The organism is Bacillus sp. SIMBA_074 (assembly GCF_046534555.1).
Classification (GTDB): Bacteria; Bacillota; Bacilli; order Bacillales; family Bacillaceae_G; genus Bacillus_A; species Bacillus_A mycoides.
Map to the genome: position 1 here is coordinate 41,341 of NZ_JAWRYM010000036.1, position 13,270 is coordinate 54,610.

Genomic DNA, 13,270 nt, shown 5'->3' on the forward strand with positions numbered 1-13,270 from the left:
TCAATACTCAGACCTAATAACAAATTTGTGGTTTGAAAATATCCCTCTTTTCAAATAAAAAACTAAATCATTTTATAATAAATTACCGTTGCATCTAACTCACCATTCGGAGAAATTGCATATTCAGGTATTTTTCCAACTTCTTGATAGTCTAATGATTTATACAATCTATTGGAAGGGTCTCCTTCTCTCGTATCTAGTACTAAAAGAGACCGTTTTTCTTGTTTTGCTCGCTCCTCTGCTTTTTGCATGAGTAAACGTCCAATACCATTACGTCTAAAGTTTGGATGAGTCATTAACTTGCAAATTTCAGCTCTATGTATCCCATTAGGCTTTGTAACTAAATGTAATTGAATACTCCCTGCCACTTCATTGTTTATTTTAGCAACATACAATATCACTTCTGGTGCTAATACAGTTTGCCAATAATTTGTTGCTTCTTTTTGTTCCAGTGGAGGTAAAAAACCAATTGACGCCCCATCATTTACTACAGTTTTCAACAGTTCAGAAAGCTCTTCAATGTCTTCATCAAGTCGTTTAATTTCTTCTATTACTATACTTGGCATTCCTTTTCCCCCTTTTGTTTCATTGTAACAACTTTTAAAGAAGGAATAATGAAATTCTAAGATGAAATTATTAAATATATGATTTTTTAGAGAAAGGATACCTATATGAAATATATATTAGATAGGACATATGCAAGAGAATTACTCCAGTGGGCATATGAACAAAACCCAGGTCCGTGGTTCGATCATTCATGTAATGTTGCCCTTGCAACTGAAAAGATAGTTGTTGAACTTATTAATAATGGGTACGACCTAGATGCTGATATAGCATACAACGCTGCCCTCCTGCATGACATAGGAAGATATAAAGGTTTTACTAAATCTGTTATTCATTCCTATGATGGTTATATGTATATGAATGATTTAGGGTATACAGGAAACGCCATTATATGTGTGACGCATTCATTTCCTTGCAAAAATGAGCATTTAGATATCGCGGCAGAGTGGAGCATTGTTCCTGATTATATGGAAAGCCGATTAATTGAAATATTGAATGAAAACAGTGACTACGACTTATACAATAAGGTGATTACCCTTTGTGACGCACTTGCTGATGCGGAAGGCTTTACTACTCTTGAAAAAAGATTGATTTCAGTTGGTTTACGTCATGGCACAACCTCTCATACTTCTTTACATTGGAAGGGATTCTATGCAATTAAGAAAGAATTAGAATCTTTAATTGGTAAGAGCATATACACACTTCTCCCTAATATAGAGACATCGATTTATAAAAATATATAATATTAAAATAAACACAACTTAAAAACGATAGAATTTGTATGTATGATTCTAAAAAACTCTTTCAAAATCGGAGGGAATAATTATTAGTAAAATGGGATTTGACTTGATAGAACATAAAGGTAACTTTGATTTTGGATATGAAGATATTGCGGGTATATCTCGGAAATGTAAATTTTCTAATTGTTCGCATACAAATGAACCACACTGTGCAGTAAAAAAAGCTATCTCTGACGGCATACTTTCTGAAGAAATATTTAATAGTTTTTATAGAGATTTAAACGAGGCACACTATGTTTCTAAACAGAGTAATAAAACAAAAGCTATCGACTATATGAAACAATTGAAACTCTTTCAAAAAAATTAGACTAAACTAGAAAGTCCCCCTTAAAAGAATATTTTAAGGAGGGCTTTTTCTTGTTTAATGACTTTGATGTTTCAATTCCACCAGACATTCTTGTACTAAGGTTACTGCCTGACTCATTGCAGCTCCCCCAGCAAACGCGGCTGAAACACCACAAGCTTCTAAAATTTCTTTATCAGAACATCCTTGGTCAATACAGCCCTTCGTATGATAAATCGTACAATATTCGTCTTGTGTTGCTAAACTAATCCCTAATGCAATGAGCTGCTTTTCTCTTTTAGTTAATGTACCCTCCTGAAAACATGCTTGTGTAAAAGCGTTATATGTTTCTGCAATTTCAGGGATTTGTTGCGTAAAATTCCCTATACCTTCTTTATAATCAAGTAATACATCATTTATAGAGCCATATTGTTGATTTTCCATCGTATATCCTCCATTCATTTTATTCACACTTACTTTAGTATGAGATAAAATGAAGGACATATACAAATATTTACTTTGAAAAATAGAACGAATTTTCAGTTTATTTCACTTTTAAATTTGCACCTCTACAGTTTCAGCCCATTATCTACTGACACTTTTTCTTTAGAATTTTTCCTTTCAACCTCTTTACTTCTTTCTTCCCAAAATGTTAAACCTTCAATTCCCACATTTTTAGGATCAAACACTGGATCTTTCCCTTCTTTTTTCTGCGTTTCATAGTCTTTTAACACTTTTAATGCCGTTTTACTTAATAATAGAATCGCGATTAAGTTTAACCATGCCATACTACCGATTCCTAAATCTCCAAGGTTCCATAATAGCGACGCTGATTCTACGCTACCGATGTAAACCATAATTAAAAACCCAATTTTCAAAACTGGTTTTAACCAGCTATATTTGAGGTCACGATCTAAATAAGTGAGTGTCGTTTCAGCGATATAGTAGTACGCGAGTAAAGTTGTAAATGCAAAGAAGAAGATTGCGATTGAAATAAATATTGGACCAAATCCTGTCATAACAGTTTCAACTGCTTGTTGTGTATAGATTGGACCTGCATCTACATTCCCTATATTCTTTACAATAGCGCTTTTCCCTTCAGGTATTACATTATACATACCTGTTATTAATATCATAAGAGCTGTCGCTGTACATACTACAATGGTATCAATATATACAGAAAACGCTTGAACTAGCCCTTGTTTTGCAGGATGTGATACTTCAGCAGCAGCGGAGCTATATGTCGCTTCCCCAACACCAGCGACGTTTGAAAATACAGCACGCTTTACTCCCCATGCAATAGCTGCGCCGACGATGCCGCCAAACATTTCATTTACACCAAAAGCACTTGAGAAAATTAAAGCAAACATACTTGGAATTTCCGTTACATTCGCAATTAATACGATACATGTAACAATTACATAACCAATTGCCATAAATGGAACTAGCATTTGAGAAACGCCCGCAATTCTCTTTACGCCACCAAAAATGATAGCTGCTAATAATACGACTAACAATATACCAGTTATATATTTGCTAATACCATTAGAATTTTCAAATCCAACTGCGATACTACTCGATTGAATACCTGGTAATAAAACGCCATATGATAGTGTTACAACGACCGCTACAATGACCGCAAACCATTTCATTTCCAAGCCTTTCTCAATGAAATATGGCGTACCACCACGGTATTCATTGCCTACTTTACTTTTATATACTTGTGCTAATGTTGATTCAACAAATGCACTAGCTGCTCCTAAAAGAGCCATTACCCACATCCAAAATACAGCTCCAGGTCCGCCGAAAGCGATAGCTGTCGCTACTCCTGCGATATTACCAATTCCAACCCTACCTGATAACGCCAAACAAAATGCTTGAAAGGATGATATCCCAGTCTCCGAACTCTTCCCTTCAAATAATAGTTTAATCATCTCCTTAAAATAGCGAATTTGTAAAAAACGAGTTGCAATTGTGAAATACACTCCTGCTCCTAATGCGAAAACAACTAAGCCAATACTCCAAACTTGCCCTACTAACCATTCTACTAACTGCTCCATCCAAATCCCCCTTATCATTCTTTTGAAAAAGCAATTTTATATATAAGAAAACGGACAACTATTATTAAACCTTCCAGTTGTCCGCATCTCTCATTATTTCATCCCTCTATTTATTAATAGTTAGACTCTCTATTACTTTATATTTACCCAAACACTTTTCACTTCTGTATAGTTATCAAGGGCGTATGAACCTAATTCACGTCCGATACCAGATTGCTTATATCCACCAAATGGTGCAGCAGCATTCTCTAAGTTATAATCATTAATCCACACTGTTCCTGCCTTTAATTTATTGGCAACTTGATGTCCGGTTTTAATATTTTGTGTCCATACGCCCGCAGCAAGCCCGTAAGACGAGCGATTTGCTCTTTCAATTACTTCTTCTGTCGAATCGAACGGGAGTACAACGACAACTGGTCCGAAAATTTCTTCCTTAACGATTGTCATATCGTCTGTAACATTTGTGAATACTGTTGGCTGTACAAAATAACCTTTTTCAAATGCACGTTTACCACCAGCTGCAACAGTAGCACCTTCAGCTTTTCCTTGTTCAATGTAATTTAGCACACGCTCTTGTTGTTTTTTAGATACGAGCGGTCCCATTTCGGTTTCCGCCTCCATACCTGCCCCTAGCTTCACGTTATTTGCCATTTTCACAAGTTCATTTACGACTGTTTCATAATGTTTCCGATGAACGAAAACTCGAGATCCTGCGCTACAATTTTGACCATGATTATACATAATTCCTTGGAACGCACCGTTAATCGCTTCTTCTAAGTCAGCGTCTTCTAAAATGATGTTTGGTGACTTACCACCAAGTTCTAATGTTACATGTTTAATTGTTTCTGCAGATTGACGCATAATATATTTCCCTGTAACTGTTGAACCTGTGAAAGCTACTTTATCTACATCATGATGGTTTACAATTGCCGATCCTGCTTCAGGGCCGAAACCTGGTACAAAGTTTACGACACCGTTTGGAAAACCTGCTTCTTTAAAAAGCTTCGCTGTATATAATAAAGATAACGGTGTTTGCTCTGCTGGTTTTAATACAATCGTACAACCTGTCGCAAGAGCGGCTCCCATTTTCCAAGAAGACATAACGAGTGGAAAATTCCACGGAATAATTTGACCTACAACGCCAACAGGTTCATGGCGTGTGTAATTTAAATAATCTTTTGAAATTGGAATTGTTTGCCCGATAATTTTTGTAGCCCATCCCGCGTAATAGCGGTAATTTTCTACAGTCGCTGCAATATCATCATCAATTGCTACTTGATATGGTTTTCCATTATCTAAAGCTTCTAGCTGTGCTAATTCTTCTCTATGCTCTTCAATTAAGTCCGCTAGTTTATAAATAAGATGTGCTCTTTCAGCAGTAGTCATTTCCGCCCAAGGGCCTGTTTCAAAAGCAAGTCTTGCAGCTTTTACTGCGGCATCAATGTCTTCTTCTTGCGCTTCACATACGACGGCTAGAACATCTTCTGTCGCCGGATTGTAAGTTTCAAACGTCTTCCCACTAATAGAAGGAACAAATTCACCATTAATAAACATTTTAATTTCTTCATTTAAAAACGCTTTCACTTTTGGTTTCAGCTCAATATTTGTCGTTAACATATATGCTCTCCTCCTTATTTAAACAGCTGCATGAGCTGCAATTTCTAGTAAAATAGTTTGAAGCTTTTGATCTTCTTCTATCGTTAATCCTAATCTCGGATAACGTGAAGGTCCTCCGACTTGCCCATGTAATTCCATTGAGCGTTTAACAATTTGTACATATTTCCCTGATCCTTCAAGAAACTCGCAAAGAGGTAAAATAGCATCATTCATTTCCCACGCTTTTTCTAATTCACCATTTTGAAAATGCTCATACATTTTCGTAACAAGTCCTGGGACGATATTTCCTGCTACTGAAACCCATCCTGTTGCACCAACTAAATAAGATTCCATAACTAAATCTTCAGATCCGCAGAAGACTTGGAAAGCACCTTCGCCTTGTCTTACTAAATCTCTCGCTTTTCGAATATCTCCGCTAGATTCTTTAATATGTGTAATATTTTCACATTCTTTTCCAATACGGAGCATTAGCTCTGTACTCATATCAACACCAGAAGTAAATGGATTATTGTATAGCATAATTGGTATATTTACAGCGTTTGAGATTTCTTTAAAATGAAAATAGATTTCCTCTTCTTTCGGTTTACAATAATACGAGTTTATTATTAATGCACAATCTGCTCCGTGCGCTTCTGCATGTTTCGTATATTCAATCGTTTCTTTCGTCGTCTCCGCAGCAGTTCCAACAATGACTGGAATACGGCCATCAACTTCTTTTAATACTGTTTCTACCATGTTAAATCGTTCTTCCTTTGATAAACTAACAAATTCTCCCGTACTTCCATTAATAATAATTCCAGCTACTTTTTGCTCAATAAAGTAGTTTACGTTTTGTTTTACACCTTTCCAATCAATCTCTTGAAATTCATCCATCGGTGTTATTAATACTGGAAATGCCCCTTTAATTTTTTGCATCTTTATCTCTCCCTTTAACATTTTATTTTAATAAGAAACCTGTTTGAAACGGATCTGTAGGGTCTAATAGAAACGTCTGCATTCCTGTAATAAACCCTCTACTTTCAAATCGAAAAATGTATCCTAGTTCTTCTTTCTTCACTTTTTCTACTGTTATAAAACTCTTAAATATACTTTCGTTTTTAAAAGGTTTATCCGTTATATAATCATTTTTAAATAAAGCATGAACATAGGACACAATAGTAGAAACAAAACCTGGCGAACGTACTATAAAGTTATCTTCATGAAATGTAATCGACTTTATATGGTTCTTTTCTTTTTGCGTAGAATCTACTAAAATAAGTCTTTTTATAAGTGACTGTTTTTGTATAGCTTGAAGTGTAGCTTCACCCCATTTTTTTAGTTCAGAGATGTTTTCAATACAGATTTCTGGCGAATACGTATCCTTGTCTACAACTGCATATACTTTATCTGCTTGTATGAGAGCGTAACTTATATTACCAACCTTTAAATTTTCCTCAATCATATAGCATAGTTTGCTTTCAAACGAGACAGATATAACTTCATCATCCTCTACATAGGCATGGACTGAAAATATTCCAGATAGCGTTTCAATTTTGTATTGATTAGACTCTCTCTTTTTTAAATATCCACTTTCTAGTAACATCGTTATTACCGCGACAATACCTCCATAATGAAGAGGAATGGATCCTTCATGATTAAAAAATAATACAGCTGCATCCACTTCATTATGAATAGAAGGAACGACAATACATCCATTTAAGCCGATAAAACCACGTGGTTCATTTAATAAGAGTTTCATTTCTTCTGCTAAATCGCCTGAAAATTGTTCATTTAATTGCTCCAAACTGTAGTAGTATTTGCATGGTAGGTCTTTAATTACACGAAATGCTTCGCCAGCTACGTGTACGTCTACTGCTGTGTACATTTTTTGAATGTTCATTTTACATCCTCCGTTTCATGTTCCATCGGCGGAATTAGCAAAAAGCCTTCTTTAAGTGGATCCTTTTCATTGTAAAAAAATCTATGCATGCCCATAAGCCAAGCTGATCCCGTAATTTTCGTTACTACAGCTTCAATATTTTCGACATATGTTGTATTCATGACACACCCTTTAAATAGAGAACCCACAATACTCTCATGAACAAATTCTTCATCGATGTCAATTTTTTTATGAGCGTATAATACAGCTAACTTCGCTGATGTTCCTGTACCACATGGAGATCGATCAATTCCCCCTGGTGGAACAACAACTGTATTTTTCACATGCGCACTTTCATGAGTAGGATCTGTGTAAAATTCAATATGTGTTAATCCTCTAATAAACGAATACTCTGGATGAATGATTTCAAATTTCTCATTAATTGTATTTCTAATATGAATCGCCTTATCAATGATTGTAGAAGCATTTTCTGGCACTAGCTCTAGACCAACTGCCTTCGCATCGATAATGGCATAAAAATTACCTCCATACGCAATATCAGCCTCTACAGTTCCAACTTCTTCGACGTGTACAGAAATATTTTTCAGTAAAAAAGCTGGTATGTTACAGAAAGAGACTTCTTTCGCTTTCCCATCTTGAACAGAAATATCTACTTCAACTAAGCCAGCTGGCGTATCTAGCTTTAAGGAAGTAATCGGTTCAACTACTGGAATTAAACCTGATTCAACTAAAGCTGTACATACACCAATTGTATCGTGGCCACACATCGGCAAATATCCACCCGTCTCTATGTATATAACACCTATATCAGCTTCAGGATGACACGGATCTGTTAATAGTGCCCCTGACATTACATCATGACCACGTGGCTCATTCATTAACAATTTACGAATCCAGTCATACTCCTTTTTCATATGTAACATCTTCTCTGCCATCGTCTCTCCAATTAACTTAGGAAGTCCGCTAATTAATGTCCTCGTTGGATTCCCGCCCGTATGTGTATCAATCGTCGTAAAGACTCTTTGTGACCTCATCCGTTTAACACCCTTTCTGTAAAACGACTCAAACGAAGTTGTTCAATAGGAATGATTGTTTCTTTGTCATTTAATAACTCTTCAATTACTTTCCCAGTTACTGCTGCAAGACTAATTCCATCACCTTCATGTCCTGCTGCAATAAAATAATTCGGAATATGTTCCACTCGTGAAATGATCGGCAAATGATCTTCTGTCCACGGGCGTAATCCAGCATATGAGCGAATCACCATCATATCTGCCATTTTCGGATAAAAACGAATCGCTCTGTTCGCAATACATTTAATAACCTCGTTATTTATCCTCGTATGAAAGCCTACAAACTCTCTACTACTACCAATTAAAAAATTTTGGCTTTCTGTCGGTTCAAATACAAGTGCCACCCCGTACTTTTCAGTTAAAGCATCCACTTTTCGTTTTCCACCAAACTTAGAAATTAAATAACCAAATTCCATTACTTTACGAGAACCTACGTGCTGTTGCCTTGAAGCTACAATAATATGCCCTTTTCTCGGTTCGATTGGAATATTCACATCTAACATCTGTCCGATTTTAGGAGCCCACACACCGGCTGCGTTCACAACTTGCTTCGCAGTAAACGTTCCATTTGTCGTTTCTACAATAAAGGAGCCGTCTATATCTCTTTTCATTTCTTTAACTTCTGTATGATTAAAAGCTTTTGTACCAAATTTTTTCGACTCTGCAAGAAGTGAAAAAGCAAGAAGATATGGATTTACAGTCGAATCAGTTGCGCATTCTAAACCACCTAATAAATCATCTGCAAAAAATGGTGATTCTTCTCTTATATCTTGCCTATCTAGCATTCGAAACGGTAAACCCACTGCTTTTTGACGATTCACCCATTGCTGTGCTGCTTCCATCTCTTCGTCTGATTCGCAAACGAGAATGCTTCCTGGTGCCCTATATTCAAATGAATGCTCCAACTCTTCACTTAATTCTGTTACTAATTTTTGACTTACTAACGACATTTGACTATCAAACCCTGGGTCTTTATCAATCGCCAAAATGTTCCCGTCACACCGTGAAGACGTCCCACTGACAAATTCCCCTTTTTCAATGATTGTTACGTCTCTTCCGTATTTTGAAGTGTAATAAGCGATAGAACATCCTATAATTCCACCGCCTATTATTAAAACGTCACAGTGCCTCATATATAGCACTCCTCCTTTCTCCTAAATCTCTCACTTTTTATTTATGCAATTGGTGTGCCAACTCTACATACAGAACTATTTATATGAAATAATTTTTATTTGTAAAAATATTTTAAATTTATCGTAAATAGGTGTATTATTTCTTTATCACTGTCTAAATTTTTATACATACCAGGAGGACACTATGACATTTTCATTTCCAACAATAAAAGAGTTTATAAAAATTTTATCAATTGATTGTACAAGTATCGTTAAGCGCATGAAACAGGTAGGTGAAAAATTTTATTACCTCCATTCACCTACTGAGGAATGGAGGTGCGCAGTTATATATGAAGATGACTCTTTCACTACTTTAATCGACGCATTTTCTCATGAACTAGCCGTTGTCATCATTAAAGAAAATCAAGAGCCTTTATGCTGTATAACTGCTCAGCAAATGATTCCATTTCTTTATAAGTATTACAATGAACTACTAGCTTTTTATAACACTGTTATTCAAACGACTGATTCTTCTGTTACCGTCATTGATGAGAAAGAATGCGTTCGTACGTGGACAGATGGCGCGGAAAAGATTTTTTCAGTGAACCATAATGAAATTATCGGACAACCCATCACCCGTTTTTTTGATTATAAAGATTTAGAAATTCTGCAATCATTACATGACGGAAAAAGCATAATTGCTCAGTTCCATCAGCCACGTCCAGATTTGTTCGTATTAATTAATTCAAACCCAGTTTATTGCAACGATAAAATTATTGGAGCAGTCGTTTCAGAAACGGATGTTACAAATCAAGTCGTATTAAATGAAAAACTATTTAATATGTCGCATGAAATGCACCGTTTAGAACAAGAAGTAGCAAAATATAAAGATACATCCGATCCTTTCCTTGCGATGAATGGAAAAAGCCCTGTTATACAAAGAACGATTCAATTAGCTAGAAAGGTTTGTTCAGTGAAATCCACGGTTTTAATACTCGGAGAAAGCGGAGTTGGAAAAGAAGTGTTTGCGAAAGCAATTCATGAAGCAAGTGAGACAGCGAATGCCCCTTTTATTTCAATTAACTGCGGTGCAATTCCTGAAGCGTTATTTGAAAGTGAATTATTTGGTTACGAGCGCGGGGCGTTTTCTGGTGCAAATAGTAAAGGTAAGAAAGGTAAAATAGAACTTGCACAAGGCGGTACTTTATTCCTCGATGAAATAGGCGAAATGCCGCTCGATATGCAAGTGAAGCTTTTACGTGTACTGCAAGAACGAAAGTATTACCGAGTTGGTGGAGAAAAAGAAATCAATATTGATTTCCGCATTATCGCTGCTACAAACCGTGATTTACAAGAAGAAATGAGAAAAGGAACTTTCCGAGAAGATTTATACTATCGCTTAAATGTAGTTAGCTTGCTTATTCCACCGCTGCGCGAAAGACGAGAGGATATTATCGAATTGACGTACTACTTTTTAAACGATTTTTCAATAAACTATAACAGGCCTATTCGAGACTTACCTTCAAATATTATGCATGAACTACTTCATTACAATTGGCCTGGTAATATTCGCGAGCTCCGAAACGTAGTTGAAAGACTCGTCGTATTTGCGACAGACGGCATTATTAAACAAGAATATTTACCATTTCATACAAATGAAACTTTAGACAATCATACAGCTCAATCCCTATTACTCAGCAACAATAATACGATTCTTTCTTTACAAGAAGAAATGGATGAGCACGAGAAAAAGGTAATTGAAAGAGCTTTACGCATTTTAGATGGTAATAAATTAGAATGTGCGAAACACCTTGGCGTAACAAGGGCCACTTTATATAACCGTTTAAAAAGACTGGGGTTACAATAATCCCTCTCCTCCTCTATATTGGCATAGTTTTTGCATAATAATTTATGTAAACCGAACTAGAGGAGGAATACATATGACGAATAAAGAGAACTTAATTGTTTGTCGTTGTGAAGAAGTTACATACGGACAACTTCAATCGACAATTGCTGAATATAAATGCTCGGCAAGAGAATTAAAACTAAGAACACGTGCTGGCATGGGATTTTGTGGTGGTCGCACATGTAGAATGATGATAGATCGAATGATTGAAAGTACAAACCCTGACATAACTCCCAATGAAATTCCATTAAAATATCAGCCACCCGTGCGTGCAGTTACTTTTGGAGCGGTAGGTGAAAATCATGAGTAGAATTACAAATCACCCTATTTTAGGTAGTTTAAATAATAATCAGCACATCACTTTTCAATTTAACGGTCAACAATACGAAGCATATGAACATGAAACGATAGCGGCCGCTTTACTTGCAAACGGAATAAGAACGTTAAGAGTGCATGAAGATAGCGGAACTCCGCGAGGTATTTATTGTAATATCGGACATTGTTCTGAATGCCGTGTGACTGTAAACAATCAAACGAATGTACGAGCTTGCTTAACTGTAGTTGAAAACGATATGGTTGTTGAAAGCGGAAAACAGCATCCAAATATCGTGAGAGAGATGGTGAAAAAGCGATGATCGATGTAATTATTATTGGTGCAGGACCAGCAGGATTATCAGCTTCCATCTCTTGTGCACGTTTTGGACTTAACGTACTTGTTATTGATGAATTTATGAAGCCGGGCGGGAGATTGTTAGGACAGTTGCATCAAGAGCCTACTGGGGAATGGTGGAACGGAATAGAAGAATCAAAGCGCCTTCATGAAGAAGCAAAATCCCTTTCAGTCGATATTCGGTGCGGTGTTTCCGTATATAACTTAGATGAAGATGAGAGGTCTTGGTTCGTGCATACAAATATCGGTACGCTAGAAGCACCGTTCGTACTAATTGCTACTGGGGCTGCTGAGTATTCCATTCCCCTTCCTGGATGGACACTTCCAGGAGTTATGTCAATTGGAGCAGCTCAAGTTATGACAAATGTTCACCGCGTTCAAGTTGGGAAAAAAGGAATCATAATTGGCGCTAACATTTTGTCTTTCGCCATTTTAAATGAATTACAATTAGCTGGAATTAAAGTAGAACATATTGTACTTCCTGAAAAAAGTGAGTTAAGCCAAAAAGCTGGTGAACCAGAAGAAGTTTTGAACTCCCTTTTAAACGCAGCTCACCTCGCTCCTTCTGTTTTTCTGCGTATCGGTAGCCGTTTTATGAAATATGATTGGATTCGAAAAGCTGGATTAACCTTCTATCCAAATAGCGGAATGAAAATAAATGGAACACCACTTCATCTCCGAAAAGCTGCACTTGAAATTATCGGTACAGATCAAGTTGAAGGTGTACGTGTTGCTAACATTGATTCTAAAGGAAATATTATTAATGGATCAGAAATGATATATGAGGCTGACTTCGTTTGTATAGCCGGAGGTTTATATCCACTTGCTGAGCTTGCCGCTGTAGCAGGTTGTCCGTTCCATTACATCCCTGAACTTGGTGGGCATGTCCCGCTTCATTCAGAAGAAATGGATACCCCTCTTCCAGGTTTATTTGTTGCTGGAAATATTACCGGAATTGAAAGCGGGAAAATCGCGATGGCGCAAGGTACTGTCGCTGGATATTCAATCGTAAAACAAGCTAATAAAACATCTAATTCGGTTGAAAAACATTTACAACAAGCAATTCAAAATGTTCACACTGTACGTCAGAAAGCTGCGATTCAGTTTAATCCGATGGTTGGTGTTGGTAGACAAAAGATGAATGAGATTTGGCGTGATTTTCAATCATTTGAAGAAAATCAACAAATGAAAGCGTGAAATACTAGCATATAAAAAAGGCGGTGGATTCATTAATCTGTACCCTTTGTAAAGGACATTTTGAAAAAAGTTAGGCAACATCAAGGAGATGATTTCTGTATCCAACAGG

Annotated in this window: 14 protein-coding genes; 6 read left to right on the forward strand and 8 right to left on the reverse strand. The window is 36.5% G+C overall.

The window, feature by feature from the left end:
• Nucleotides 1-62: 62 nt before the first annotated feature.
• Nucleotides 63-566, reverse strand: a complete 504-nt coding sequence (locus SB773_RS25975) for a GNAT family N-acetyltransferase (protein WP_215576381.1) — start codon at nucleotides 564-566, stop codon at nucleotides 63-65.
• 105 nt (nucleotides 567-671) lie between these two features.
• On the opposite strand from SB773_RS25975, the gene SB773_RS25980 reads away from it, so the two are divergent.
• Nucleotides 672-1,307 (forward strand): HD domain-containing protein, encoded by a 636-nt coding sequence (locus SB773_RS25980; RefSeq protein ID WP_060751367.1) that lies wholly within the window; start codon nucleotides 672-674, stop codon nucleotides 1,305-1,307.
• Between the two features lie 91 nt (nucleotides 1,308-1,398).
• Nucleotides 1,399-1,671: a P-loop NTPase family protein gene (locus SB773_RS25985; protein WP_002012986.1), complete on the forward strand. Its 273-nt coding sequence runs from the start codon at nucleotides 1,399-1,401 to the stop codon at nucleotides 1,669-1,671.
• 54 nt (nucleotides 1,672-1,725) lie between these two features.
• Here SB773_RS25985 and SB773_RS25990 read toward each other — a convergent pair whose 3' ends face one another.
• The 7 genes from SB773_RS25990 to SB773_RS26020 form a co-directional block, all read right to left on the reverse strand.
• Nucleotides 1,726-2,091: a carboxymuconolactone decarboxylase family protein gene (locus SB773_RS25990; RefSeq protein WP_002085063.1), complete on the reverse strand. Its 366-nt coding sequence runs from the start codon at nucleotides 2,089-2,091 to the stop codon at nucleotides 1,726-1,728.
• A gap of 125 nt (nucleotides 2,092-2,216) precedes the next feature.
• A complete protein-coding gene (locus tag SB773_RS25995) occupies nucleotides 2,217-3,707 on the reverse strand; it encodes an alanine/glycine:cation symporter family protein (RefSeq protein WP_410592973.1) in 1,491 nt (496 codons plus the stop codon).
• 132 nt (nucleotides 3,708-3,839) lie between these two features.
• The gene (locus SB773_RS26000; protein WP_410592975.1) at nucleotides 3,840-5,324 is read right to left on the reverse strand and encodes an aldehyde dehydrogenase family protein; all 1,485 of its coding nucleotides are present in this window, start codon (nucleotides 5,322-5,324) and stop codon (nucleotides 3,840-3,842) included.
• Nucleotides 5,325-5,342: 18 nt separating this feature from the next.
• The gene (gene dapA, locus SB773_RS26005; protein WP_060751365.1) at nucleotides 5,343-6,239 is read right to left on the reverse strand and encodes a 4-hydroxy-tetrahydrodipicolinate synthase; all 897 of its coding nucleotides are present in this window, start codon (nucleotides 6,237-6,239) and stop codon (nucleotides 5,343-5,345) included.
• A 22-nt stretch (nucleotides 6,240-6,261) separates the two neighbouring features.
• Complete coding sequence (locus SB773_RS26010; protein ID WP_410592978.1) at nucleotides 6,262-7,203, reverse strand: proline racemase family protein; 942 nt, start codon at nucleotides 7,201-7,203, stop codon at nucleotides 6,262-6,264.
• Entirely contained in the window at nucleotides 7,200-8,237 is a 1,038-nt protein-coding gene (locus tag SB773_RS26015; RefSeq protein WP_113734873.1) for a proline racemase family protein, read from the reverse strand. The genes SB773_RS26010 and SB773_RS26015 overlap by 4 nt, the downstream gene beginning before the upstream one ends.
• Nucleotides 8,234-9,409: an NAD(P)/FAD-dependent oxidoreductase gene (locus SB773_RS26020; protein ID WP_131247504.1), complete on the reverse strand. Its 1,176-nt coding sequence runs from the start codon at nucleotides 9,407-9,409 to the stop codon at nucleotides 8,234-8,236. Before SB773_RS26020 ends, SB773_RS26015 begins: the two co-directional genes overlap by 4 nt.
• A 184-nt stretch (nucleotides 9,410-9,593) precedes the next feature.
• On the opposite strand from SB773_RS26020, the gene SB773_RS26025 reads away from it, so the two are divergent.
• The 4 genes from SB773_RS26025 to SB773_RS26040 all read left to right on the forward strand — a co-directional run bounded on the left by SB773_RS26025 (nucleotide 9,594) and on the right by SB773_RS26040 (nucleotide 13,161).
• A complete protein-coding gene (locus SB773_RS26025) occupies nucleotides 9,594-11,255 on the forward strand; it encodes a sigma-54 interaction domain-containing protein (protein ID WP_410592981.1) in 1,662 nt (553 codons plus the stop codon).
• Nucleotides 11,256-11,328: 73 nt separating this feature from the next.
• Nucleotides 11,329-11,604, forward strand: coding sequence for a (2Fe-2S)-binding protein (locus SB773_RS26030; RefSeq protein WP_131247506.1), 276 nt, complete (start codon nucleotides 11,329-11,331; stop codon nucleotides 11,602-11,604).
• Nucleotides 11,597-11,929 carry a (2Fe-2S)-binding protein gene (locus SB773_RS26035; protein WP_215576385.1) on the forward strand — a complete coding sequence of 111 codons (333 nt, stop codon included), beginning with the start codon at nucleotides 11,597-11,599 and terminating at the stop codon, nucleotides 11,927-11,929. The genes SB773_RS26030 and SB773_RS26035 overlap by 8 nt, the downstream gene beginning before the upstream one ends.
• Nucleotides 11,926-13,161, forward strand: a complete 1,236-nt coding sequence (locus tag SB773_RS26040) for an NAD(P)/FAD-dependent oxidoreductase (RefSeq protein WP_131247508.1) — start codon at nucleotides 11,926-11,928, stop codon at nucleotides 13,159-13,161. Before SB773_RS26035 ends, SB773_RS26040 begins: the two co-directional genes overlap by 4 nt.
• Nucleotides 13,162-13,270: the final 109 nt, after the last annotated feature.

Bases quoted from the DNA above. Each gene is read 5' to 3' on its own strand.
- SB773_RS25975 (WP_215576381.1), bottom strand. From the start codon at position 566: ATGCCAAGTATAGTAATAGAAGAAATTAAACGACTTGATGAAGACATT.
- SB773_RS25980 (WP_060751367.1), top strand. From the start codon at position 672: ATGAAATATATATTAGATAGGACATATGCAAGAGAATTACTCCAGTGG.
- SB773_RS25985 (WP_002012986.1), top strand. From the start codon at position 1,399: ATGGGATTTGACTTGATAGAACATAAAGGTAACTTTGATTTTGGATAT.
- SB773_RS25990 (WP_002085063.1), bottom strand. From the start codon at position 2,091: ATGGAAAATCAACAATATGGCTCTATAAATGATGTATTACTTGATTAT.
- SB773_RS25995 (WP_410592973.1), bottom strand. From the start codon at position 3,707: ATGGAGCAGTTAGTAGAATGGTTAGTAGGGCAAGTTTGGAGTATTGGC.
- SB773_RS26000 (WP_410592975.1), bottom strand. From the start codon at position 5,324: ATGTTAACGACAAATATTGAGCTGAAACCAAAAGTGAAAGCGTTTTTA.
- dapA (WP_060751365.1), bottom strand. From the start codon at position 6,239: ATGCAAAAAATTAAAGGGGCATTTCCAGTATTAATAACACCGATGGAT.
- SB773_RS26010 (WP_410592978.1), bottom strand. From the start codon at position 7,203: ATGAACATTCAAAAAATGTACACAGCAGTAGACGTACACGTAGCTGGC.
- SB773_RS26015 (WP_113734873.1), bottom strand. From the start codon at position 8,237: ATGAGGTCACAAAGAGTCTTTACGACGATTGATACACATACGGGCGGG.
- SB773_RS26020 (WP_131247504.1), bottom strand. From the start codon at position 9,409: ATGAGGCACTGTGACGTTTTAATAATAGGCGGTGGAATTATAGGATGT.
- SB773_RS26025 (WP_410592981.1), top strand. From the start codon at position 9,594: ATGACATTTTCATTTCCAACAATAAAAGAGTTTATAAAAATTTTATCA.
- SB773_RS26030 (WP_131247506.1), top strand. From the start codon at position 11,329: ATGACGAATAAAGAGAACTTAATTGTTTGTCGTTGTGAAGAAGTTACA.
- SB773_RS26035 (WP_215576385.1), top strand. From the start codon at position 11,597: ATGAGTAGAATTACAAATCACCCTATTTTAGGTAGTTTAAATAATAAT.
- SB773_RS26040 (WP_131247508.1), top strand. From the start codon at position 11,926: ATGATCGATGTAATTATTATTGGTGCAGGACCAGCAGGATTATCAGCT.